The sequence below is a fragment of the Pseudomonas sp. NPDC089569 genome, from assembly GCF_050280625.1.
GTDB lineage: Bacteria > Pseudomonadota > Gammaproteobacteria > Pseudomonadales > Pseudomonadaceae > Aquipseudomonas.
This window is the reverse complement of record NZ_JBNNVQ010000009.1, coordinates 100,892-122,381: the sequence shown is the minus strand read 5'-3', so window position 1 is coordinate 122,381 and position 21,490 is coordinate 100,892. Positions and strand designations below refer to the sequence as shown.

24 protein-coding genes are annotated in these 21,490 nt (G+C 60.7%); 10 read left to right on the top strand and 14 right to left on the bottom strand.

Annotation, left to right across the window (positions count from 1 at the left end):
• Positions 1 to 4: 4 nt before the first annotated feature.
• From benB to ACQKP2_RS07010, 6 genes are all read right to left on the bottom strand, one after another.
• On the bottom strand, positions 5 to 493 hold the full coding sequence (gene benB, locus ACQKP2_RS07035; RefSeq protein WP_427575492.1) for a benzoate 1,2-dioxygenase small subunit: 489 nt from the start codon (positions 491 to 493) through the stop codon (positions 5 to 7).
• Positions 490 to 1,854 (bottom strand): benzoate 1,2-dioxygenase large subunit, encoded by a 1,365-nt coding sequence (gene benA / locus ACQKP2_RS07030; RefSeq protein WP_427575491.1) that lies wholly within the window; start codon positions 1,852 to 1,854, stop codon positions 490 to 492. The genes benB and benA overlap by 4 nt, the downstream gene beginning before the upstream one ends.
• 238 nt (positions 1,855 to 2,092) lie before the next feature.
• Positions 2,093 to 3,052 carry an AraC family transcriptional regulator gene (locus ACQKP2_RS07025; RefSeq protein ID WP_427575489.1) on the bottom strand — a complete coding sequence of 320 codons (960 nt, stop codon included), beginning with the start codon at positions 3,050 to 3,052 and terminating at the stop codon, positions 2,093 to 2,095.
• A gap of 210 nt (positions 3,053 to 3,262) precedes the next feature.
• The gene (gene catA, locus ACQKP2_RS07020; RefSeq protein ID WP_427575487.1) at positions 3,263 to 4,192 is read right to left on the bottom strand and encodes a catechol 1,2-dioxygenase; all 930 of its coding nucleotides are present in this window, start codon (positions 4,190 to 4,192) and stop codon (positions 3,263 to 3,265) included.
• 55 nt (positions 4,193 to 4,247) lie between these two features.
• The gene (gene catC / locus ACQKP2_RS07015; protein WP_427575486.1) at positions 4,248 to 4,538 is read right to left on the bottom strand and encodes a muconolactone Delta-isomerase; all 291 of its coding nucleotides are present in this window, start codon (positions 4,536 to 4,538) and stop codon (positions 4,248 to 4,250) included.
• A 10-nt stretch (positions 4,539 to 4,548) separates the two neighbouring features.
• Positions 4,549 to 5,697, bottom strand: a complete 1,149-nt coding sequence (locus ACQKP2_RS07010; RefSeq protein WP_427575520.1) for a muconate cycloisomerase family protein — start codon at positions 5,695 to 5,697, stop codon at positions 4,549 to 4,551.
• Between the two features lie 127 nt (positions 5,698 to 5,824).
• Here ACQKP2_RS07010 and ACQKP2_RS07005 point away from each other — a divergent pair, with 127 nt between their 5' ends.
• A complete protein-coding gene (locus tag ACQKP2_RS07005; RefSeq protein ID WP_427575484.1) occupies positions 5,825 to 6,709 on the top strand; it encodes a LysR family transcriptional regulator in 885 nt (294 codons plus the stop codon).
• 47 nt (positions 6,710 to 6,756) lie between these two features.
• Here ACQKP2_RS07005 and ACQKP2_RS07000 read toward each other — a convergent pair whose 3' ends face one another.
• Both ACQKP2_RS07000 and ACQKP2_RS06995 read right to left on the bottom strand, forming a co-directional pair.
• The gene (locus ACQKP2_RS07000) at positions 6,757 to 6,996 is read right to left on the bottom strand and encodes a DUF1652 domain-containing protein (protein ID WP_427575483.1); all 240 of its coding nucleotides are present in this window, start codon (positions 6,994 to 6,996) and stop codon (positions 6,757 to 6,759) included.
• A gap of 106 nt (positions 6,997 to 7,102) precedes the next feature.
• A complete protein-coding gene (locus ACQKP2_RS06995) occupies positions 7,103 to 8,005 on the bottom strand; it encodes a polysaccharide deacetylase family protein (protein ID WP_427575481.1) in 903 nt (300 codons plus the stop codon).
• 193 nt (positions 8,006 to 8,198) lie between these two features.
• Here ACQKP2_RS06995 and ACQKP2_RS06990 point away from each other — a divergent pair, with 193 nt between their 5' ends.
• Positions 8,199 to 8,879 carry an SOS response-associated peptidase family protein gene (locus tag ACQKP2_RS06990; protein WP_427575480.1) on the top strand — a complete coding sequence of 227 codons (681 nt, stop codon included), beginning with the start codon at positions 8,199 to 8,201 and terminating at the stop codon, positions 8,877 to 8,879.
• Between the two features lie 261 nt (positions 8,880 to 9,140).
• Entirely contained in the window at positions 9,141 to 9,410 is a 270-nt protein-coding gene (locus ACQKP2_RS06985) for a hypothetical protein (RefSeq protein WP_427575478.1), read from the top strand.
• A 127-nt stretch (positions 9,411 to 9,537) separates the two neighbouring features.
• On the opposite strand, the gene ACQKP2_RS06980 is transcribed toward ACQKP2_RS06985, so the two are convergent.
• From ACQKP2_RS06980 to ACQKP2_RS06970, 3 genes are all read right to left on the bottom strand, one after another.
• Complete coding sequence (locus tag ACQKP2_RS06980) at positions 9,538 to 9,693, bottom strand: hypothetical protein (RefSeq protein ID WP_427575476.1); 156 nt, start codon at positions 9,691 to 9,693, stop codon at positions 9,538 to 9,540.
• Between the two features lie 66 nt (positions 9,694 to 9,759).
• Complete coding sequence (locus ACQKP2_RS06975) at positions 9,760 to 10,074, bottom strand: AzlD domain-containing protein (protein ID WP_427575474.1); 315 nt, start codon at positions 10,072 to 10,074, stop codon at positions 9,760 to 9,762.
• The gene (locus tag ACQKP2_RS06970) at positions 10,071 to 10,769 is read right to left on the bottom strand and encodes an AzlC family ABC transporter permease (protein ID WP_427575472.1); all 699 of its coding nucleotides are present in this window, start codon (positions 10,767 to 10,769) and stop codon (positions 10,071 to 10,073) included. The genes ACQKP2_RS06975 and ACQKP2_RS06970 overlap by 4 nt, the downstream gene beginning before the upstream one ends.
• Before the next feature lie 171 nt (positions 10,770 to 10,940).
• On the opposite strand from ACQKP2_RS06970, the gene ACQKP2_RS06965 reads away from it, so the two are divergent.
• From ACQKP2_RS06965 to ACQKP2_RS06950, 4 genes are all read left to right on the top strand, one after another.
• The gene (locus ACQKP2_RS06965; RefSeq protein WP_427575470.1) at positions 10,941 to 11,876 is read left to right on the top strand and encodes a diguanylate cyclase domain-containing protein; all 936 of its coding nucleotides are present in this window, start codon (positions 10,941 to 10,943) and stop codon (positions 11,874 to 11,876) included.
• Between the two features lie 284 nt (positions 11,877 to 12,160).
• Entirely contained in the window at positions 12,161 to 13,030 is an 870-nt protein-coding gene (gene dapA, locus ACQKP2_RS06960; protein ID WP_427575468.1) for a 4-hydroxy-tetrahydrodipicolinate synthase, read from the top strand.
• Positions 13,031 to 13,089: 59 nt separating this feature from the next.
• Entirely contained in the window at positions 13,090 to 13,464 is a 375-nt protein-coding gene (locus ACQKP2_RS06955; protein WP_427575466.1) for a DUF2784 domain-containing protein, read from the top strand.
• 24 nt (positions 13,465 to 13,488) lie between these two features.
• Complete coding sequence (locus tag ACQKP2_RS06950; RefSeq protein ID WP_427575465.1) at positions 13,489 to 14,406, top strand: LysR family transcriptional regulator; 918 nt, start codon at positions 13,489 to 13,491, stop codon at positions 14,404 to 14,406.
• Between the two features lie 9 nt (positions 14,407 to 14,415).
• Here ACQKP2_RS06950 and ACQKP2_RS06945 read toward each other — a convergent pair whose 3' ends face one another.
• Positions 14,416 to 15,969 (bottom strand): sensor domain-containing diguanylate cyclase, encoded by a 1,554-nt coding sequence (locus ACQKP2_RS06945; RefSeq protein WP_427575464.1) that lies wholly within the window; start codon positions 15,967 to 15,969, stop codon positions 14,416 to 14,418.
• A gap of 102 nt (positions 15,970 to 16,071) precedes the next feature.
• Positions 16,072 to 16,596: a DUF3087 domain-containing protein gene (locus tag ACQKP2_RS06940; RefSeq protein ID WP_427575462.1), complete on the bottom strand. Its 525-nt coding sequence runs from the start codon at positions 16,594 to 16,596 to the stop codon at positions 16,072 to 16,074.
• A 215-nt stretch (positions 16,597 to 16,811) separates the two neighbouring features.
• Here ACQKP2_RS06940 and ppnN point away from each other — a divergent pair, with 215 nt between their 5' ends.
• From ppnN to ACQKP2_RS06925, 3 genes are all read left to right on the top strand, one after another.
• Positions 16,812 to 18,185: a nucleotide 5'-monophosphate nucleosidase PpnN gene (ppnN, locus tag ACQKP2_RS06935; protein ID WP_427575461.1), complete on the top strand. Its 1,374-nt coding sequence runs from the start codon at positions 16,812 to 16,814 to the stop codon at positions 18,183 to 18,185.
• A gap of 147 nt (positions 18,186 to 18,332) precedes the next feature.
• The gene (locus tag ACQKP2_RS06930; RefSeq protein WP_427575459.1) at positions 18,333 to 19,073 is read left to right on the top strand and encodes a response regulator; all 741 of its coding nucleotides are present in this window, start codon (positions 18,333 to 18,335) and stop codon (positions 19,071 to 19,073) included.
• A gap of 152 nt (positions 19,074 to 19,225) precedes the next feature.
• Entirely contained in the window at positions 19,226 to 19,960 is a 735-nt protein-coding gene (locus tag ACQKP2_RS06925; protein ID WP_427575458.1) for a substrate-binding periplasmic protein, read from the top strand.
• Between the two features lie 64 nt (positions 19,961 to 20,024).
• On the opposite strand, the gene ACQKP2_RS06920 is transcribed toward ACQKP2_RS06925, so the two are convergent.
• The gene (locus ACQKP2_RS06920; protein WP_427575456.1) at positions 20,025 to 21,458 is read right to left on the bottom strand and encodes an FAD/NAD(P)-binding protein; all 1,434 of its coding nucleotides are present in this window, start codon (positions 21,456 to 21,458) and stop codon (positions 20,025 to 20,027) included.
• Between the last annotated feature and the right edge of the window lie 32 nt (positions 21,459 to 21,490).

Here is a 21,490-nt window from a genome sequence, read left to right as displayed (position 1 = left end):
AGCCTCACAGGTGATAGACATCGATGACCTGGCGAACGTAGTCGTTCTTCAGGATCACTTTCTTGGCCTTGATCAACGGGTTCTCGCCGCGCAGGTCGAGGGTGTAGAAACTGCAGCCGAAATAACTGTCGACGGCCTTGTAGCGAAAGCTCAGGGTGTGCCAGTTGAAGCGCACCTTGCACAGCCCCTCAGCCTCCTCCAGCAACTCGATGTTGCTGATGTTGTGCGAGGTGCGGGTGTCCGGCACGCTGGCGCTGGAGCGCTCGGTCTTGATGCGGAAGATGCGGTCTTCCAGGCCGGTGCGGTTGCCGTACCAGATCAGTGAGATTTCCCGCTGCGGGTCTTCGGTCAATTCATCGTTGTCGTCCCAGGCCGGCATCCAGAAGGTCGCGTCGGCGGCATACATCTCCAGCCATTGATCCCACTGACGGTCATCGAGGTAGCGCGCCTCACGGAAGAGAAAGTCGCGCACGGTGTCGTAGGTACCGGTCATTGCACGTCCTCCACGGCGATCAACTTCGACTGCTCGACGGCCAGCGCCTTGAGCATGGTCTGCTGCCAATACTTGTGCTGCAGCACGAACAGGCCTTCATCTTCGGTACGCACGCCGCTGAGCAGCGGGTGCAGGTCGATCTCTTTTGCTGCCTCGTCGGCGCCTTCGATCCAGTGTTCGGCACCGCGGGACATGTCGTTCCAGGTAGTGACGCTGCCCTGGTAGCTGGTCTGGCAGGAGCGGAACTCCTCCAGGTCATCCGGGGTGGCCATGCCGCTGACGTTGAAGAAATCCTCGTACTGACGAATGCGGCTGGAGCGCGCGTGATCGCTCTCGCCTTTGGGCGCGATGCAGTAAATGGTGATTTCCGTACGGTCGACCGAGATCGGCCGGGCGATACGGATCTGCGAGCTGAACTGGTCCATCAGGTACACGTTGGGGTACAGGCACAGGTTGCGCGAGTTCTCGATCATCCAGTCGGCGCGGGCCTTGCCGAAGTCCTCGGCGAGTTCGTCGCGACGCTCGTACAGCGGACGATCCTCGGGGTTGGCCCAGCGCGTCCAGAGCAGCATGTGGCCCTTGTCGAAGGAGTAGAACCCCCCGCCCTGCTTGGCCCAGCTGCCGGCGCTCATGGTCGGGTTTTCATCGCCCGCCTCGCGCTGTTTGCGCTGGCCCTGGGTGGCGGCGTAGTTCCAGTGCACGGAGCTGACGTGGTAACCGTCGGCACCGTTTTCGGCGGTGAGCTTCCAGTTGCCTTCGTAGATGTAGCTGGACGATCCGCGCAGCACTTCCAGGCCATCGGGGGACTGATCGACGATCATGTCGATGATCTTCGCCGACTCGCCCAGGTGCTCAACCAGCGGCAATACATCGGCCTTGAGGCTGCCGAAGAGGAAACCGCGATAGGACTCGAAACGCGCCACACGGGTCAGGTCGTGGGAGCCTTCGCAATTGAAGCTCGAAGGATAGCCGGCGTTGGCCGGGTCCTTGACCTTGAGCAGTTTGCCGGAGTTGTTGAAGGTCCAGCCGTGGAACGGACAGGTATAGGAACTCTTGTTGCCGGACTTGTGCCGGCACAGGGTCGCGCCGCGATGACTGCAGGCGTTGATGAAGGCGTTGAGTACACCGTCCTTGTTGCGCGCGATGAAGATCGACTGGCGCCCCATGGTGGTGGTGTAGAAATCGTTGATATTGGGGATCTGGCTTTCGTGAGCCAGGTAAATCCAGTTGCCTTCGAAAATGTGCTGCATTTCGAGATCGAACAGCCGCGGATCGGTGAACATCTCGCGCTTGCAGCGGTAGATACCTTGGGCAGGGTCGTCTTCAAGCAGGGAGTGAAGGTATTCGGGTCGCAGGGTCATGGCCGCCGCCTCCGTTGTTTTTATTCAGGCAAGGCCATGCTAGGACGGGGCATTGAGACGGACTATCCGCGCAGTGCAGACCTGTATCCGTTTTGTGCAGGGTGGTTTTTTACATGATCGTTCCCACGCTTCGCGTGGGAACGCAGCCCGGGACGCTCTGCGTCCCAAAAGCGGACGCAGAGCGTCCGTAGAGGCATTCCCACGCAGAGCGTGGGAACGATCGGTAAACCTGAAGGCCTCAGGGGCGGCGCTTGAGGGTATCGGACGGCAATTCGCCGAATTGCCTGCGGTAGCTGTCGGAGAACCTGCCCAGGTGCAGGAAGCCGTAGTCCATGGCCACTTCAGTGACGTTGCGCACGTTGCACGAAGGATCGCTCAAGCAGGCGTTGATGCGTTCCAGGCGCTTCTGGCGGATGTAGTTTTTCGGCGTGACCCCGGCATTGCGCTCGAACAGGCCATACAGCGAACGCAGGCTCATGCTCGCCTGGCGCGCCAGTTCCTCGCTGTCGATGTCGCGCTTGAGGTTGCGTGCGATGTAGTCGGCAATCGCCTCGAACGACGCCACCGAGGCGCCGGGACTGGTGCGACTGACGTTGGTCTTCATCAGGCCGAGCATCTTGCTGACGACAATCTGCGCGTAATGCTCCTGCACTCTCGGGATGGGCTCGCTGGCCTCGGCCTCCTGGCAAATCATCCCCAGCAGGTTGACGAAACCTTCCAGTTCGTCGAGCTGATAGCGGTTCTCCACAAACCGCACGCCCTGCCCCGGATAGTGCCAGCGCTGCTCCTCGCAAACCGATTCGAGCAAACGCGTGGGCACCTTGAGGATGAATTTTTCGCAATCGGCCGAATAGGTCAGGTCGACCGGATCGTCAGGGTTGATCAGGAGCAATTCGCCGGGGGCGAAATAATGCTCCTCGCCATGACCGCGCCACAGGCAGTTGCCACGCAACAGCACCTGCAGGTGATAGATACTCTCCAGCGCACCGGAAGTGACCCGCACACTGGCACCGTAGCTGATGCGACACAGGTCGAGGCTGGCGAACTTGCGATGGTCGAGACTGGCCAACGGGCGCCCGGCACGGGGCATCAGGATGCAATGGTTGCCGACATGCTGATTGACATACCCCGACACTGCGTAGGGGTCTGCATGGTCGAACACCCTGCTGCGCTGACTCAACAGTTGCGCTTGCATCATCGGGTCACTCTCGTTGTTATAGGCAGTAACGGGTCATTCTAAGACAGTCCTTGCAAAGACGTGTCAGTTGGCTGACATGCGGACGGTCAAAACGAAACCTGTAGGAGCGAGCATGCTCGCGATGGACGTTAACGATAACGCTGGGTGCCTGATGCCCCGCGGCGTTCTCTGGTTCATCGCGAGCTTGCTCGCTCCTACAGGGGTTCGATGTCAGTCCTCGAGCGCGCGAACCCGCTCGTGACGCTGCTGCTCTTCAGGCTGGGCCGAAGGTTGCAGGGTGAAATCGAAGTCGATTTCGGCGAAACGACCGCTGACACCGTAGGCCGCCGCACGTTGCTGATCGTCACTGAAGGTGATTTTTGCGATCAGCTCGTCGCGGGTGGCGTAGGCAAAGTCGTCGTGCAGGTACTGGTCGCCATCGAGGTTGATCTGGGTGGTCAGGTGACGATGGTCCGGCGCGGAAATGAAGAAGTGGACGTGCGCCGGGCGCTGGCCATGACGGCCCAGCTGATCGAGCAGTTGCTGGGTCGGACCGTCCGGTGGGCAGCCGTAACCCGACGGCACGATGCTGCGGAAACGGTAACGGCCTTCGGCGTCGGTGACGATGCGGCGACGCAGGTTGAATTCCGATTGGGTGGTATCGAAGTACGAGTAGGTGCCACCGGTGTTGGCGTGCCACACGTCGACCACGGCGCCCGCCAGGGGTTCGCCCGAGGTGTTGAACACACGGCCCTGCATGAACAGGGTCACACCCGGATCGAGGCCATCGTCCAGACGCGCTTCGCCTTGCGACAGCGGTGCACCGGCCACATACAGCGGGCCTTCGATGGTACGCGGGGTGCCGCCGGACTTGCCGGCCTGCGCGTCTTCGGCATCCATCAGCAGGTCCAGGTAATGCTCCAGACCAAGTCCGGCCACCACCAGCCCGGCTTCCTGGCGTGCACCCAGCACATTGAGGTAGTTGACCGCTTTCCAGAACTCTTCAGGGGTCACGGCCAGGTCTTCGATGATGTTCACCGAGTCGCGCAGGATGCGATAGACCAGCGCCTTGGTGCGTGGATTGCCTTCATTGTTGAGCAGGCCGCTGGCTTCTTCGAGAAACTTCTGTACTTCGGCAGTGTGGGAAATCTTGACGTTCATTTTCGGTTATTCCTCATCTTGTAATTATTGGCATCGCGCACTGAACAGGCTCGGTTCAGCGGTCATCCTCGTGAATGGAAGAAGGATGCCGGCACATCGCGGTGACTTCGATCGCCATGTAGGGGAACAGCGGCAGCTGCATCAGCAGGTCGTGCAGTTCCTGGACGCTGTCGACATCGAACACGCTGTAGTTGGCGTATTGCCCGGCGATGCGCCACAGGTGACGCCATTTGCCCTGATCCTGCAGACGTTGGGCCAGGGCCTTTTCGTCGGCCTTGAGTTGCGCGGCGCGCTCGGGGTTCATGTCGACCGGCAAATTCACGGTCATCTTTACGTGGAACAGCATAATGCTCTCCTCAGGCTTGATGAATGGCGGTGGAAGTCTTGTCGCGGCGGAAAAACGCCAGGCGTTCTTCATCCAGGCTCAGGCCCAGGCCAGGCGTTTTCGGCACGTGCAGCTCGAAATCGCGATACACCAGCGGCTCGCTGAGGATGTCTTCGGTCAGCAGCAGCGGGCCGAACAGTTCGGTGTCCCACGCGAGTTTGTTCAAGGTGACGAACGCATGAGCCGACGCCATCGTGCCCAGGCCACCTTCGAGCATGGTGCCGCCATACAGGGCGATGCCGGCGGCTTCGGCGATGGCGGCGGTGCGCAGTACGGCGCGCGGGCCACCGTTCTTGGCGATCTTGAGGGCAAATACCGAAGCCGCGCCGTCGCGGGCCAGGTTGAATGCATCTTCCACGCACTCGATGGACTCGTCGGCCATGATCGGCGCCGGGCTCATGGCATTGAGGCGCACCATGCCGGCGCGGTTATTGCGCGAGATCGGCTGCTCGATCAGATCGATACCATTGGTTCCCAGCACTCGGCAGGCCCGCAGGGCCACCGCCTCGTCCCAGGCCTGGTTGACGTCGACCCGCACGCTGGCACGGTCACCCAGGGCTTTCTTGATGGCGATCACATGGGCCAGGTCGCGGTTGACCTCGCCGGCACCGATCTTCAGCTTGAAGATGCGGTGACGACGCAGGTCGAGCATTTTTTCCGCTTCGGCGATGTCCTTTTCGGTGTCGCCGCTGGCCAGGGTCCAGGCCACCGGCAACGCATCCCGTACGCGACCGCCCAGCAATTCGCTGACCGGCACGCCAAGGCGTTTGCCCTGGGCATCGAGCAACGCGGTTTCAATACCTGATTTGGCAAAGGTGTTGCCACGGATGCTGCGCTCCAGACGCAGCATCGCGGCATTGACGTTGCTGCCATCCTGGCCGATCAGCAGCGGCGCGAAATGCAGGTCGATATTGGTCTTGATACTGTCCGGGCTTTCATTGCCGTAAGCCAGGCCACCGATGGTGGTGGATTCTCCGATGCCCTCGATGCCATCGGCGCACCGCACGCGAATGATCACCAGGGTCTGATTCTGCATGGTGTGCATCGCCAGCTTGTGCGGGCGGATGGTTGGCAGATCGACGATGATCGTCTCGATCGATTCAATGGCGGTTGCAAGCATGTCGATACCCGTCAGGTTCTTGAAGTTCTGGAATCGATTCTCGTACGGCTTTTTTCTGGAGGCCAATATAGAATTGGTCTGACTTGATACCTTAAAGGTATGCAATTGATTGGCGTCCGGAGGCCCCATGGAACTGCGTCACCTGCGTTATTTTCAGGTACTGGCTCAAACGCTCAACTTCACCCGCGCCGCCGAGCTGCTGCACATTGCCCAGCCGCCGCTGAGCCGGCAGATCCAGCAACTGGAAGACGAACTGGGGGTGATGCTGCTTGAACGCGGGCGTCCGCTGAAGCTCACCGACGCCGGGCGTTTTTTCCATGAACACTCCACGGCCCTGCTCGAACAACTGAACAAGGTCTGCGACAACACGCGGCGTATTGGCCTGGGAGAAAAGACCTGGCTGGGGATCGGTTTCGCGCCGTCGACCTTGTACGGCGTGCTACCGGAGCTGATTCGGCGCTTGCGCAGTGGCGACTCCCTGGAACTGGAGCTGGGGCTGTCGGAAATGACCACCCTGCAACAAGTGCAGGCACTCAAGACCGGGCGCATTGATATCGGTTTCGGCCGTATCCGCATCAACGACCCGGCCATCGTCCAGACCGTGCTGACCGAAGATCGCCTGGTGGCCGCCCTGCCCGCCGGTCACCCGTTGCTGGCCGGCCCCATCAGCCTGCGTGATCTGGCCAAAGAGCCTTTCGTGCTCTACCCCGGCAATCCGCGCCCCAGTTACGCCGACCACGTGATCGCGCTGTTCGAATCCTGTGGCGTGAGTATTCACGTGGCGCAATGGACCAACGAACTGCAAACGGCAATCGGTCTGGTCGGGGCCGGGATAGGCGTCACGCTGGTGCCCGCCTCGGTGCAATTGCTGCACCGCGACGACATCGGCTTTACCCCGCTGCTGGAAGACAACGCAACCTCGCCGATCATCCTGAGCCAGCGGGTGGGCGATGTTTCACCGGGGTTGAACCATTGCTTGCGGATGATCGACGAGCTGGTGCCACATCACTGAAACCCGACGCACTTCGCCGGCTCCCGCGAGCCCGCGTACAGGGTATTTCAGCCGGCAAATGCCCGGCGCCCGGCGCTCATCTCGGTTCGCAGCTCACCCACCAGCTCGGAAATGGCGCGCACGCTGGTCAGCTGTTCGGTCGACACCCCGCTGATCAGCAGCTCGACCCGGCCGCTCAGCGGTTCGTAGACCTCGATACGCAGCAAACCCCCGCTCTCCGTGCATTCGCAGGACAGCGGTGTAAATCCGGATTCAATAATGTTGCAAAGCACTGAGATGGGAAGCATGACCGGTCCCTCGGGCGATTGATGACTGAATCGGATCCAATGAGAATAGATGTGGTTTACAAATCCCGCCCCGACAAAAGTGTTATCTGTTTCTCACTTTTGAAGTCTATTCCTGCGCCTTTCCGTTCCAGATCCAGTTCCAGAACCCCGGCAATGTCACCGGCTGCGAGCTGTCGCGCACGGTGCGGGCCATTGCCGCCCGTTGCAGCGCAGCCGTGTCGTCGTAGAACGGTTGCTGCGCGACCTTCACGCCTGTGGCGCGGGCGCTGTCGAGCAGGATTTGCAGGTACTCGCGGGTGTGCCGGGCGGTGTAGCGGTTAAGGTCATGGAAGGTCACCACGACCGGAATCACCCCATCGACCACCGGCAACTCACCCCGGGCGATGCGCTCGCGCACTTCCGACATCGAGCGCAGCATGTGCGCACGTCGACGCGGGCTGGCGTTGAAACCCCAGATTTTGCCGTCATTGGCACTCAGGTCGGTGAGCAGCATATGCAGGCCATGTTGCTGGTACGCAGCGAAAGTACGCTTGTCGTAACTCCAGAATGGCGGGCGCACCAGGGTGGGCGGCAGGCCGGTGATGGCGGCGATGTCGGCGCTGCCGTCAGTGAGTGATTGCTCCAGCGCCTGCGGATCGAGGGAGCGATGATTGGTGTGCGAAGGCGTGGCGGTGTGGAAACCCAGAATGTGCCCGGCATCGCGCTCGCGGCGCATGAGCGCGCGCCCCACGTCACTGCCGCCGGCCCGCGTAGCTCGGGTCTGCACGAAAAACACCGCCTTGATATCGGTTTGCAACGGGTTGCGCGCCAGGCTATCGAGAACGATTTCAGTCGGGTTCCAGTAGCTGACTCCGGCGGGCCCGTCATCGAAGGTCAGCAGGAAACGGATCGGCGGTTGCGTGCTCAGCCGCTGCTCGGTTTGCGGCGTCATTTCGATGGGCGCGGCGATACAGCCCAGCAGACTGACCGCCAAGGCGAAAACCAATAGAGACTTGAACATTTGCTTCATGTTTTGCCTTGGGCCAGACCATCGCGGTCAACACTTCGTATGGCAATAATCCTTCGCCCGTTGATCCTACACCGGCCCGCAGGTCGCTGCGGGCGGTGCTTGGATAAGGGTACACAGTGTTTGGTTCCGGTGCCTGCCTCCCTCCCCGTCTTGCAGCAACTATGCTGAAAACACCAGCCGGAGGATTCAGTCCATGTGCGGGCGCCTGTCGCAATACCGGGGCATCCACGACTTTGTGGCGGCATTGAGCATCCCCGACGCGTTGATCAATCACGTCGGCGACGAGCCGTTGGCCCATTACAACGCTGCGCCCACCACGCAACTGGCGCTGCTGCATCGTGAGGACGATGGTCTGCACGCCGACCTGCAACGCTGGAGCTGGCGGCCGCATTGGGCGACGGATCGTGCGGCACCGATCAATGCACGGGTCGAGAAAGTCGCCCATGGGCCGTTTTTCCGGGCGATCTGGCCACACCGTGCGATCTGCCCTGTCGACAACTGGTTCGAATGGGTCGATGCCGGCGATGGCACGCGGCAACCCTGGCTCATCCGTCGGCGCGACCGCAGGCCGGTGTTCTGCGCCGTGATCGGACAGTTTCCGATTGGCAGTGCGGCGCCACGGGACGATGACGGCTTCGTCATCATCACCGCCGACAGCGCGGGGGGCATGGTGGACATTCATGACCGTCGACCGGTGGTGTTTTCCCCGGAACTGGCGCGTGAATGGCTGGACCCCGCCACCCCGAAGGATCGGGCCGAACAAATGGTGCTTTTGCAGGGTGAAGGCAGTGAGATGTTCCAGTGGCATAAAGTCGACAAAGCCATTGGCAATGCAAGAAACCAGGGTGCCGAATTGATTGAAGAGGTCAGCTGAGCTGTCAATATCGACAGGAAAACCGCCATATGTAACAACGCTTCCCCTGAGCTTGTTACAACTACTGTTTCATACGTTTAACAGTCAGTTGAATGCCTGATCGGATTATTCAACCGCTTGTCAGACAATCCATCCCTCATACATACATTTTGAATGAGTACCGCTAGCATGCGCGCCGCCTTCCCAATGGCGCCAGACAGTTGACCAAAGAGTCAATGAATAAGGAAAAACCCAAACAATCAAGCCTTGCAGAGAACTAAATTGAGCGACGATTTTATAAGTAATCAAGTCGTGAAGTTGGCGCGTGTTCATCTTACAAAGACCGAACACTACCAACTCGACTGCTTTATCGGGCAATACATAAAGACCCGAAACTTACAAACAGTCCACAATATCAATAACTTACTGAGTTCCACTCTCGAAAGTTATCCGGGTAAACCGCCAGTAATGGTCAACGAATTGAATGCCTGGATCGACAAGACCCTGGGCTACCGGGCGGCTCATCCGGAGTTCGTGGACTCGCTCGATTGATGTAATACAGCGCCCTCACTGCAGGAGCGAGCAAGCTCGCGATGAGCGACGAAATACCGCGGGGCATCAGGTTTTGCGCGTAATCGTTCACGTCCATCGCGAGCATGCTCGCTCCTACAGAAGCAGCTCAAGGTTTTAGTGGGCGTTCCTGGTCAAGATCCGACAATTCTCGACTGTCATCATGCTTCCACGTCTGTTCCGCATGCTTCTGCTGTTCGATCTCTTCTTCCGTCGGTTCGTCCATGTCGTCATCCTGCTCTGGACGCTTGGGGTCATTTGCCATGTTCACCTCTCTTCCTGAAGGGATAGGTCATCAAACTTAAGCCTAGAACAGATTCCCCCTCACGGCTCACAGCCACCAGCGCAGCAAAAAGAAAAAGCCCATGCTCAGTAACATGCTGAGCAAGGTGTTGCGTGTGTACAGCACAAGCCCCACGGCCACCAACGAACTGATGAGGTAGGGGTTGTCCCATTGCAGGTTCAGTTGCCTGTCGGGCAAGAACACGATCGGCCCGCAGATCGCGGTCAACATGCCCGGCACGGCAAAGCCGAGGAATTGCCTGGCATTGCTGCTCAAGCGCACCGGCAGCCGCGGTTCCAGAAAGACATAGCGGTTGAGGAACACCAACAGGCCCATGCCGATAATCACCGCCCAGATCATCATGCGCGCGCTCCCTGGAATTTATTGCAGATAAACCCGGCGGTCATGCCCGCCAGCCCCGACAGCACCAGCGCCGAGCCCCACTGCCAATAGCTCAGCAGCACCGAGCAGAACAGCGACACCGCAACGCAGACCACGGTCGGCACGTTGCGCACGACCGGAGTGATCAGTGCGATGAACGTGGCGGCGATGGAGAAGTCCAGCCCCAGATGCTCAAGGCCCGGGATGCTGCTGCCGAGCACGATTCCTGCCAGCGTGAAGAGGTTCCAGGCGACGTAGAACGTCAGGCCCACGCCCAGGGCATACCAGCGATCGAACTGCTGTTTGTCGTGCTGGCTGGTCAAGGCGAACAATTCATCGGTGAGCAGAAACCCCAGCCCCGCGCGCCAGCGCCCCGGCAACGGCGAAATCACCGAACGCATGCTCATCCCGTAAAGCAAGTGCTGGGAGGTCAGCAGCAAGGTGGTCAACAGGATCGAAAAGATCCCGGCCCCGCCCTTGAGCATGCCGATGGCCACCAACTGCGCGGCACCGGCAAACACAATGCTCGACAAGCCCTGGCCTTGCAGGGGCGTAAGATTGGCTTCGATGGCCATGGAGCCGGCCAGCAAGCCCCAGGGCGCTGTCGCCAGAGATAGCGGCATGATCGCCACCGCACCGCGAAGAAACGCACTGCGCGGCAAATGTGAATTGGACATAACGCTCTGCAACCTGTGGAAAGACCGCAGACTGTGCCAGCAGTCGCGGCCAATGGCTTGAACAATCTTGCGCACTGGCGCGAATTTGTTCCGTTCATCGCCTGCCCTTGTGTCACCGAGGTAGTAGCAACATGATGGCGCTGCATTTTTCCCTCAAGGTGCCGCCCCTTCATGATCTCAGCCGAAACCGACAGCGACGTCTACAAAACCCTGCTGGAGTCGACCAAGGCGATTCCCTGGCGAATCGACTGGAAAACCATGAACTTCAGTTACATCGGCCCGCAAATCGAGCAACTGCTGGGCTGGGAACAGGACAGTTGGGTCAGCGTCAACGATTGGGTCGAGCGCATGCACCCGGACGATCGCGACTACGTGGTGGAGTTTTGCGTCTCGCAATCGCGGGCCGGGGTCGACCATGAGGCGGACTACCGGGCGCTGACCAGCACCGGTGAATACGTGTGGATTCGCGATGTGGTGCATGTGGTGCGCAAGGACGGTGAAGTCGAGGCGCTGGTGGGGTTCATGTTCGACATCAGCGAACGAAAGAAAACTGAGGAACACCTGATCCGCCTGCAAAAGCAACTCGAAGAGTATTCCTTTCAGGATGGCCTGACCGGCATCGCCAACCGGCGCATGTTCGACACTGTTCTGGAACGCGAATGGGACGCCGCCCGACACTCGGGGGCGCCACTGTCGCTGATCATCCTGGATATCGACTATTTCAAGCAGTACAACGACCATTACGGCCACATCAAGGGCGACGAATGCCTGCGTCGAGTGGCCGGCACCCTGTCGCGGGCGGCCAATCGGCCAAGGGATTTCATCGCCCGGATCGGCGGCGAGGAGTTCGTCTGGCTGCTGCCGGAAACCGATGCGCTGTCCGCCGGGCTGGTGGCGCGCAAATGCCTGCATCTGGTTCGCCAGCAACAAATCCCGCATGAACTGTCCGCGATCTCGACCCAACTCAGCCTGAGCCTCGGTGTCGGCACAACCCATACTTCGCGGCACGCCACGGCGCTGACATTCGTCGAACAGGTCGATCAGTTGCTCTACAAAGCCAAACGCAATGGACGCATGCGCGCAGAGTTCGCCGATTTTCGCGATTGACAAACGGCGCGCCGGCTTTTAAAACTGGGCGCCTCACTTAGGGTGTAAGCGAATATGTCCGCAACCTGCAACTTCAACATTGTCGTCATTGGCTTGATTGCCAAGGCGCAAGGTTGCGTTGCGCGCACCCTCAAATCGAAGAAACAGTCGCTCATGTGACCGGGGCGCGCTGTCCCGTCAGATGAGCTGACAGGACATTGAGCGCGACGGACCACCCTCCCCCTGCTTATTTCCCTACACGCTCCTGACGGTGACGAAATCGGTCAACCATCAGGAGAAAGTGCATGTCATCGTTTCAAGGTATCTGGGTTCCCCTCGTCACGCCGTTCCACAATGGCGCCATCGACTTCGTCGGCCTGCGCCGGCTGGTCAGTCATCTTCTGGAACAAGGCGTCGACGGTTTCGTGGTCTGCGGCACCACCGGGGAACCGGCGGCAATGGGCAAGCACGAGCAACTGGCGGTGCTTGATGCCGTGCTCGAACAGGTACCGGCACAGCGCGTCGTGATGGGGCTGGCCGGCAACAACCTGAGCGAACTGCTGCAATTTCAGGGTGAAATCCTCAAGCGACCGGTCGCAGGTTTGCTGGTACCGCCACCGTATTACATCCGCCCCTCCCAGGCAGGGCTCGAAGCGTTTTTCAAGACCATCGCCGACGCTTCCAGCGTTCCGCTGATCCTGTACGACATCCCCTACCGAACCGGCGTCGCTTTCGAACAGGCAACGCTACTCAGGATCGTCGCCCATGAACGTATCGTCGCGATCAAGGACTGCGGCGGCAACTTTTCAAACACCATGGCATTGCTGGCCAGTGGCGATGTCGACGTGCTTTGCGGTGAAGACAACCAGATGTTCAGCGCCCTGTGCCTGGGTGCCAAAGGCGCGATTGCCGCCTCGGCACATGTTCGCCCCGAATTGTTCGTGCGGTTGTACCAGCAGATCCGCGATAACCGGCTTGCCGAGGGCCGGAACACGTTTTTCCGCCTGCTGCCACTGATCGACAGCCTGTTCCTGGAGCCCAACCCGGCCCCGGTAAAAACCGCACTGGCCCTTGAAGGCCTGATCGATGACGAGTTGCGCGCGCCGATGCAACGCAGCAGCCCGGCCATGGCGACACGCCTGAAGGCCGTACTGGGCGCGATGAACAATCCATAGAGTGCCGGCCGCCTGGCGAAGTACCATGCAGTGATTGGCTGACACCTGCGGGAGTCGACATGCTCTATCGAATCGCCGCCGATGGACTGGTGCTGTTTCATCTGTCGTTCATTCTGTTCGTGCTGTTCGGCGGGCTGTTGGTGCTCAAATGGCGCCAGTTGATCGGCTGGCACCTGCCCGCCGTGCTCTGGGGGCTGGCGGTAGAAGCCTTCCACCTGCCCTGCCCGCTGACACGCTGGGAAAACCTGCTGCGCCATGCCGCCGGACAAAGCGGCTACGGCGCCGGCTTCATAGAACAGTACATCTGGCCCGTCATTTACCCGGCCGGGCTGACGCCAGCCATTCAATGGTGGCTGGCCGGCGTGGTGCTGCTGGTCAACGCACTGGTCTATCTTCGTGTGACCAGGCAATGGAAATCACGCCACACCTTTTGAACACCGGCCTAGAGGATTGAGTGCATGCTGTCGACCGAAGACCTGGCGTTGCTGGCCGCCATCCGCGAAACCGGCAGCCTGTCGCGGGCCGCGGCGCAGCTCGGCAAAGCGCCTTCGACCGTGTCCTATGCGGCGCGGCAACTGGAGGAGCGTTTCGATGCCCTGCTGTTCGACCGTCGTCGCTACCGCTTGCAGTTGACCGCGGCCGGCGAGCTGCTGGTCAACGAAGCGACACGATTGATGGATGACGTCTCGCGCCTGACCCAACGGGTGCAGCAAGTGGCCAACGGTTGGGAGAGCCGGTTGTGGATCGTCACCGACGAACTGCTGGAATTCGAAAACCTGATTCCGGTGATTCAGGAATTCGACGCCCTGGGGTCCGGCGTACCGTTGCGCATTACCCAGGAGGTGCTCAAGGGTGTTTGGGAAGCCCTGCGTGAAGGGCGCGCCGATCTGGTGATCGGCGCCACCAACGAGCCGCCGGCGATCGGCTCGCTGCGCTGGATGCAACTGGGGGAAATGGAGTGGGTATTCGCCGTCTCGCCCAGGCACGCCCTGGCCAAGGCCAAAGAGCCGATTTCCAGGGCGACGGTAACGCAGCATCGGGCGATTGTCGTGGCCGACTCATCCCGGACCAGCGAGGGTCGTACCTACGGTGTCTCAGGTGGCCAGCCCGTGTTGGCTGTACCGACCATGCGCGCGAAGATCCTTGCCCAGTGCGACGGCCTGGGCGTGGGCTGGCTGCCCCGGCATCGGGTGGCCTCGCTATTGAACAAGGGGATGCTGATTGAAAAACAGATGGCCGACCCGCGCGAGCCGAATATCCTGTACGCAGGCTGGCGCGGCGATCACGATGGCCGCGCCCTGGGCTGGTGGCTGGAAAAACTCAGGCAATCGCATCTGGCTACCCGACTGGTGCAGGGCATCGACCTGTTTGCTTGAGGCCACGGGTCAATTGGCAATGACACTCATGTTGCGGCCACTGGCCTTGGCCCCGTACAACGCCTTGTCGGCGGCACCGATCAGATCCTCCGTGCGGGTCTGTGAAGCAGGATCGTAGCCACACACACCGACGCTGACCGTCACCACGCCTTCGGGGCTTTGACTGTGCTCCAGGCCTGCGGCCAGTACCGCACGACGTATTTTTTCCGCCACCAGAAACGCCCCCACATAGTCGGTGCCAGGCAGCACCACGGCAAACTCTTCACCGCCAAAGCGCGCCGCCAGGTCACCGGGGCGCTTGATATGGTCGGTGATGACGGCCGCGACATTGCGCAAACACTCATCACCGGCCAGATGGCCGTAGTGATCATTGAATGCCTTGAAATGATCGACATCGATCATCAACAGGGCCAGGCCTGACAGATTGCGCCGGGCGCGCCCGGTTTCCGCCTGGATGAACAGATCGAACTGGCGACGGTTGGCCAGGCCGGTCAGCGCGTCTTCCAGGGCCAGCAACTCCAGGTTGCGATTGAGTTCGAGGAGTCTTTCCTGCGACGCCAGCAACTCGATCTGTATCCGGTTCTGGCGCTTCATCAATTTGATCAGGCGATAACCCAATACCCCGAGAATCCCCAGCAGCAGGGCAACGATCAGCGCACTGCGCAGCGACTCCTTGCGCCAGCTGGCCAGCACCTCGTCCTTGTTCAGCGCGGCAAACACAATCAGCGGATACCCCTCGACCCGGCGATAGCCCACCACCCGCTCGACACCGTCGATGATCGATCTGATCGTCGCCGTACCCGCACTGGCGTTGGGCAGCAACTGAGTGAACAGCGGGCTCCTGGCCAGGCTGGTGCCGATATCCCCTTCGTTGAACGGTCGGCGCACGATAATGCTGGCATCGTCCGCGATCAGGTTGATCACGCCGTTGCTGCCCATGTCGATGCTGTTGTAGAGCTCCAGGAAATGCGAAAGATACAGGGTCGCCAGCGCCACACCGGCGAAACTGCCGTCAGGGTGATTGATCCGCCGCGACACCGTCATGATCCATTCACCGCTGGAGCGGCTCTTGATCGACGGACCGATATGCGGCCCGCGGTCGGGATGATCGCGGTGATAGATGAAGTACTCACGGTCGGAGTTGTTGGCGACGCCCACCTCGGCGCCATTGGAATTGGCAATCCACTTCCCGGTCTCGTCATAAACGAACAGGCCATGGATCTGACTCAACTCACTGCGCTGGGCACTGAGCAAGCGTTGCAAGCGGTTGAGCCCGCCTCCCTCGACGCCTTCGTTTTCCAGGCGATCGACCAAAGTGAACAGCAGCGTATCGGCCTGTTTGATCGAGGCCTGCGCCTGCGAGGCCAGGGTCTGCGCAAGGTTGGACATCGCCACTTCCTTGTCATGCAGATGGTACTGGCGCGAATTCCAGACTTGCCAGATGAGGAACGCTGCCATCGACAGGCACACGGCCATCAGCAGCGTCACCGCCGAACGCATCTTGAATCTGGCGACGGTGGGTCGGTTTTTTTCGATTCGGTCGTATATGGACGGATGCCCCATGACATGCCCTCCTTGATTCTTGTGATAAGGCGAGGCTTCCTGCTCGCGTTGTTGGCTCACTATGCCTGATCGGCAACCGGCCCCGCGAGCCTTGTTCGCCGATCAGGCCTTGCGTTTGACCGCGTCCAGCCACACCGGGTCCAGTCGCGTCTGTTCGATATCGAGCCCCAATGCCTGCATCCGCGCCTCATGTTGCTGCATTTCCCGTCCCAATTGCCCATGATCACTGGAGTTTCCGTCCAGATGGTGCATTTGACTCAATCCCAGATGATAGAACCGCAACAGCTTCATGGCCGTCGGATCGCCCGCATCCACGGCGGCCGTGACCTGGTGCATGATGTTGGTGATGCTCATCAGGCTGCGCTTGAGCTGCCAGCTGTAGACCGCTGCCGCCATCCACGCCTGGGTCCAGAACACCTTGCGCATCAACGTCGCCGTCACCAGTACCGCAGCGAATACACCCCCGATGTTGTAACGCAGATTGTCCCCGCCGGGCTCACCGAACAAAACCACCGCCGTGCTCGACAGCGCCATCGCCAGCGCCAGGAAAATCAGGGCAATGACCAGCGTGCTGCGACGCGTCTGTTGCCGATAGGTGTCGGCGTTCATCGGCTGGATTTCGAACATCGCGTCGGGTTTCCTGAAGTGGCGTGCAAAAAGAGTGCGGGCATTATCGCCTCTGCGAGGGATTTGGCTATGCTGGGGCTCCTTTTCATCTTTTCATCGTCAAAAGGAGGACATGGCGAGACAGCGCAGTTCGTGCCATCTTCTTTCATGGATACACACTATTCGGATGCCATTCGTAGTTTGTGCAGGAATGACATCGTTTTAAGGATCATTGCATGACCCAACGACAAGTAATCAACGCTTCGGTCAGTCCCAAAGGCAGCCTGGAAACACTCTCCCAAAGGGAAGTCCAGCAACTGAGCGAAGCCGGCTCCGGCAGTACCTACAACATCTTCCGCCAATGCGCCCTGGCCATCCTCAACACCGGCGCCCACGTCGACAACGCCAAAACCATCCTCGAAGCCTACAAGGACTTCGAAATCCGCATTCACCAGCAAGACCGCGGCGTACGCCTGGAACTGCTGAACGCCCCGGCCGACGCTTTCGTCGATGGCGAAATGATCGCCAGTACCCGTGAAATGCTGTTCAGCGCCCTGCGCGACATCGTCTACACCGAAAGCGAACTCGACAGCCAGCGCATCGATCTGAGCACCTCGCAGGGCATCAGCGACTACGTGTTCCACCTGCTGCGCAATGCCCGCACCCTGCGCCCCGGCGTCGAACCGAAGATCGTGGTGTGCTGGGGCGGCCATTCGATCAATACCGAAGAATACAAATACACCAAGAAAGTCGGCCACGAACTGGGCCTGCGCAGCCTGGACGTCTGCACCGGCTGCGGTCCCGGCGTGATGAAAGGCCCGATGAAAGGCGCCACCATCGCCCACGCCAAGCAGCGTATCCATGGCGGGCGTTACCTGGGCCTGACGGAACCGGGGATTATCGCCGCCGAGGCGCCGAACCCGATCGTCAACGAACTGGTGATCCTGCCGGACATCGAAAAACGCCTGGAAGCCTTCGTCCGCGTCGGCCACGGCATCATCATCTTCCCGGGCGGCGCCGGTACGGCCGAGGAATTCCTGTACCTGCTCGGCATCCTGATGCACCCGGGCAACAAGGGCCTGCCCTTCCCGGTCATCCTCACCGGGCCGAAACATGCCGCGCCGTACCTGGAGCAACTCGATGCCTTCGTCGGCGCAACCCTGGGCGAAGGCGCCAAACAGCACTACCAGATCATCATCGACGATCCTGCAGAAGTCGCCCGGCAAATGACCCAGGGCCTCAAGGCGGTCAAACAGTTCCGCCGCGAACGCAACGACGCCTTTCATTTCAACTGGCTGCTGAAAATCGACGAAGGCTTCCAGCGTCCGTTCGACCCGACCCATGAAAACATGGCCAACCTCAAACTCAGCCGTGACCTGCCCCCGCACGAACTGGCTGCCAACCTGCGCCGCGCGTTCTCCGGTATCGTTGCCGGCAACGTCAAGGACAAGGGCATTCGCCTGATCGAACAACACGGCCCGTACCAGATCCGTGGTGACGCGGCGGTCATGCAGCCGCTGGATCAACTGCTCAAGGCCTTCGTCGCCCAGCACCGGATGAAACTGCCGGGCGGCGCGGCCTACGTGCCTTGCTACCAAGTGGTTGCCTGAGTTGCTGCTTCTGTAGGAGCGAGCACGCTCGCGATGGACGCCAACGATGACGCTGGGTGCCTGATGCCCCGCGGCGTTCTCGGGTCTTTCGCGAGCATGCTCGCTCCTACAGGAAGCCATACCTGCGAATAACAAAGGGATTCACTGATGGACCACGTCAACCACATCCTGATCGTCGACGATGATCGCGAGATTCGCGAATTGGTCGGCAATTACCTGAAGAAGAACGGTATGCGCGCCACCGTCGTGGCCGACGGCCGGCATATGCGCAGCTTTCTGGAAGCCAACCAGGTCGATCTGATCGTGCTGGACATCATGTTGCCCGGTGACGATGGCCTGGTCCTGTGCCGTGAACTGCGTTCGGGCAAGCACAAGGCCACGCCGATTCTGATGCTCACCGCACGCAACGACGAAACCGACCGAATCCTGGGCCTGGAAATGGGTGCCGACGACTACCTGACCAAACCATTCGCCGCCCGTGAACTGTTGGCACGAATCAATGCGGTGCTGCGCCGAACCCGGATGCTCCCGCCCAACCTGCTGATCACCGAAAGCGGCCGGATGCTCGGCTTCGGGCGCTGGCGCCTGGACACCACTGCCCGTCATTTGCTGGACGAAGACGAAACGCTGGTGGCCCTCAGTGGTGCCGAATACCGTCTGCTGCGAGTGTTTCTCGATCATCCGCAACGGGTCCTGAGTCGCGACCAATTGCTCAACCTGACCCAGGGTCGCGACGCCGACCTGTTCGACCGCTCCATCGACCTGCTGGTGAGCCGCCTGCGCCAGCGATTGAAGGATGACTCTCGGGAACCTCTCTACATCAAGACCGTACGCAGTGAGGGCTACGTGTTTTCCTATCCGGTGCAAATGCTCGACGAAAAGACATGATTGGCGGATCGTCACTGAAAACAGACCGCCTCTCATCTGCCTTCAGCCCCCCTGTAAATCCTCATCTCTGACGTAAAAGCCCCGGAGATTGTCCGGGACAGTAGCATTGTGCCTGTAATAAGATCGGCGCTTCATTTCTTCAAGGACGATTCATGAAGCGCTTTGCCGGTTGCCTGCTGTATGTCCTGGCGTTGAATGTGCAGGCAGCCGATCTGAACCTGCTGACCGACAACCACCCTCCCCTGCATTTTCAGCAAAATGGCCAACTGGTGGGGTTCGGTGTGGACGTGGTGCAGGCCCTGGCCGAACGCACCGGTGATCACGTGAATCTGCAGCAGGTACCTTTGTTACGCGCCTTGCGGGTGGCCGGCACGGAACCGGCCACCGGGGTCTTCACCGTTTTGCGCACCCCTGAACGGGAAACCCAGTACCAGTGGGTCGGGCCCTTGCTGGACGTGGAAACCGCCTTGTATTGCGCCGACAGCAGCCGACCACCGGTCCACAGCCTGTCGCAAGCGGCGGGCATTGGCCGGATCGTTGTCCCGCGCAAATGGCTGATCTACAGCTACTTGCAACAGCAGGGTCTGACCAACCTGTACGGCGTCGCTTCGCCCGAACAAATGATGCGCCTTGCCCGCATGGGCCGCACGGACTACGTGGTGTCCGACACGCTGTCCATCGCTACCCTGGCCCGGGAAGAAGGCCTGGCGCCGAGCCAGTTGCATTACCAGATGCCCTTGATGCAGCGAGGCAGTTACATCGCCTTTTCCTTGCAGACCGATGGGCGCCAGGTCGCACGCTGGCAGGAGGCGCTGGATGAGATGGCCCGCGACGGGCGCCTTGAAAAGATCAAGCAGCGCTGGCTCAGCAACACCACGCCGCGTTGAGCCAGCGGCCTCGGTCAGATCTGCATTCCCCCCTCACCCACAGACCGGCAAGGCTTTTCCATCGTCAGGACTGCTGCACCAGACGTGCTGCCAGCGCCTTGGCCTGACTCGCCACATCCGTCACCGCCGTGCTCTCCCACCATATCCCGCGCAGCGGTGGCCCCATGGCGAACAGCCGTCCGGCGGCGCGGCCATGGGCATCCAGCACCGCACCATCGACCTCGGCGGCAATTCCCAGCGCCAGCGGTCCCGGTTTTATCAGCCCACGCGACAACAGTTGTTGTGGCAGCGGCCGGGCGACCCGCCGCCAGTCGTACTCGATACCGCTGGAATTGATCAGGGCTGCACCCGTGACCACCGTGGTCCGAGTCTCGCCACGACGTCGAATCCTGATGCTGACCTCGCCATTGACCGAAGGCTCGATCCCCTTGAACGACGCCGCCTGAATCCGCAACCGTCCTTGCTCGTGCAAGCGTGCCACCAGTTCGGCGCTCAACGGTGGCGAACGATGGTGGTGGCTTTCCCACCAAGGCCGCACATGGCGCACGAACTGACGTCGTTGCACATCGGTGGCCTGGTGCCAAAGGCGACCGATGTGCGCGCGCACGGTGTCCAGCGGCGCTTGCCAGTCGATGCCCTGGGCGATGGCGTCGCGACACTGCCGGCGCAATGCACGCACCAACTGACGAGGGCTGCGGATGGCGTGATCTTCTGCGAGGAAATCCGCCCAGGCCGGCGGTTGGCGTCGCACGTGAGGCAGCAGGCCGTGGCGGGAAAACACTTCGATCGGTCCACGATGCCCTGCCTGCTCCAGCGACACCACCGCATCGACCATGGTCAGGCCCGAGCCAATGATCAGCACCGTCGATTGCGGATCGAGCTGCTGCATGGTGGATACGTCCCAGGGATCGAGCGCTGCCGCGTTCAAGCCGCTGGATACGGTTTGCGGCGTGCGCGCGGCGGCATACATCCCGGTGGCCAACACGGCATGGGCACCCTGCAACATCCGGCCGTCGCTCAGGGTCAGGCGCACCGAATCCGCCTCGGTCTGCAGATCCACCACTTCGGCCTGCACGTGTTCGACCGTCGAACCGATCGACGCCCCTACGGCCTGAGCCTCGGCCAGGCGCTGCTGCACGTATAGACCGAAGAGTCCCCGAGGCGGGAACAGTTCGCTGACCGGTACATGCTGTTGATCCGACTCCGGCCAGCCGCCAGCGGCGATGTATTCGCTCAACCATTGAGTCAGGTCGTCGGCGTTGTCCGGATCGACACTCATGCGTGCCGCATTGCCATTGAGCGTGTGGCCCAACTCCACGGCACTGTAGGCCTCGCCCCGGCCGAGTTCGGCACGGGGTTCAATCACCAACACCTGGCGACGACCCGGCAGGCGCAATAACTGCGCCGCCAGCATCGCGCCGCTGAGGCCGCCGCCGACGATCAGGATGTCCGCGTGACGGATGGCGTCGTTCGCCTGTCCGATTCCGGTTTCGCTCATGCCGTTCTCACTGCTCTATCTATCCGGGTAAA

Excerpts from the sequence above, each read along its gene's own strand:
- benB (WP_427575492.1), bottom strand. The coding sequence starts at position 493 with ATGACCGGTACCTACGACACCGTGCGCGACTTTCTCTTCCGTGAGGCG.
- benA (WP_427575491.1), bottom strand. The coding sequence starts at position 1,854 with ATGACCCTGCGACCCGAATACCTTCACTCCCTGCTTGAAGACGACCCT.
- ACQKP2_RS07025 (WP_427575489.1), bottom strand. The coding sequence starts at position 3,052 with ATGATGCAAGCGCAACTGTTGAGTCAGCGCAGCAGGGTGTTCGACCAT.
- catA (WP_427575487.1), bottom strand. The coding sequence starts at position 4,192 with ATGAACGTCAAGATTTCCCACACTGCCGAAGTACAGAAGTTTCTCGAA.
- catC (WP_427575486.1), bottom strand. The coding sequence starts at position 4,538 with ATGCTGTTCCACGTAAAGATGACCGTGAATTTGCCGGTCGACATGAAC.
- ACQKP2_RS07010 (WP_427575520.1), bottom strand. The coding sequence starts at position 5,697 with ATGCTTGCAACCGCCATTGAATCGATCGAGACGATCATCGTCGATCTG.
- ACQKP2_RS07005 (WP_427575484.1), top strand. The coding sequence starts at position 5,825 with ATGGAACTGCGTCACCTGCGTTATTTTCAGGTACTGGCTCAAACGCTC.
- ACQKP2_RS07000 (WP_427575483.1), bottom strand. The coding sequence starts at position 6,996 with ATGCTTCCCATCTCAGTGCTTTGCAACATTATTGAATCCGGATTTACA.
- ACQKP2_RS06995 (WP_427575481.1), bottom strand. The coding sequence starts at position 8,005 with ATGAAGCAAATGTTCAAGTCTCTATTGGTTTTCGCCTTGGCGGTCAGT.
- ACQKP2_RS06990 (WP_427575480.1), top strand. The coding sequence starts at position 8,199 with ATGTGCGGGCGCCTGTCGCAATACCGGGGCATCCACGACTTTGTGGCG.
- ACQKP2_RS06980 (WP_427575476.1), bottom strand. The coding sequence starts at position 9,693 with ATGGCAAATGACCCCAAGCGTCCAGAGCAGGATGACGACATGGACGAA.
- ACQKP2_RS06975 (WP_427575474.1), bottom strand. The coding sequence starts at position 10,074 with ATGATGATCTGGGCGGTGATTATCGGCATGGGCCTGTTGGTGTTCCTC.
- ACQKP2_RS06970 (WP_427575472.1), bottom strand. The coding sequence starts at position 10,769 with ATGTCCAATTCACATTTGCCGCGCAGTGCGTTTCTTCGCGGTGCGGTG.
- ACQKP2_RS06965 (WP_427575470.1), top strand. The coding sequence starts at position 10,941 with ATGATCTCAGCCGAAACCGACAGCGACGTCTACAAAACCCTGCTGGAG.
- dapA (WP_427575468.1), top strand. The coding sequence starts at position 12,161 with ATGTCATCGTTTCAAGGTATCTGGGTTCCCCTCGTCACGCCGTTCCAC.
- ACQKP2_RS06955 (WP_427575466.1), top strand. The coding sequence starts at position 13,090 with ATGCTCTATCGAATCGCCGCCGATGGACTGGTGCTGTTTCATCTGTCG.
- ACQKP2_RS06950 (WP_427575465.1), top strand. The coding sequence starts at position 13,489 with ATGCTGTCGACCGAAGACCTGGCGTTGCTGGCCGCCATCCGCGAAACC.
- ACQKP2_RS06945 (WP_427575464.1), bottom strand. The coding sequence starts at position 15,969 with ATGGGGCATCCGTCCATATACGACCGAATCGAAAAAAACCGACCCACC.
- ACQKP2_RS06940 (WP_427575462.1), bottom strand. The coding sequence starts at position 16,596 with ATGTTCGAAATCCAGCCGATGAACGCCGACACCTATCGGCAACAGACG.
- ppnN (WP_427575461.1), top strand. The coding sequence starts at position 16,812 with ATGACCCAACGACAAGTAATCAACGCTTCGGTCAGTCCCAAAGGCAGC.
- ACQKP2_RS06930 (WP_427575459.1), top strand. The coding sequence starts at position 18,333 with ATGGACCACGTCAACCACATCCTGATCGTCGACGATGATCGCGAGATT.
- ACQKP2_RS06925 (WP_427575458.1), top strand. The coding sequence starts at position 19,226 with ATGAAGCGCTTTGCCGGTTGCCTGCTGTATGTCCTGGCGTTGAATGTG.
- ACQKP2_RS06920 (WP_427575456.1), bottom strand. The coding sequence starts at position 21,458 with ATGAGCGAAACCGGAATCGGACAGGCGAACGACGCCATCCGTCACGCG.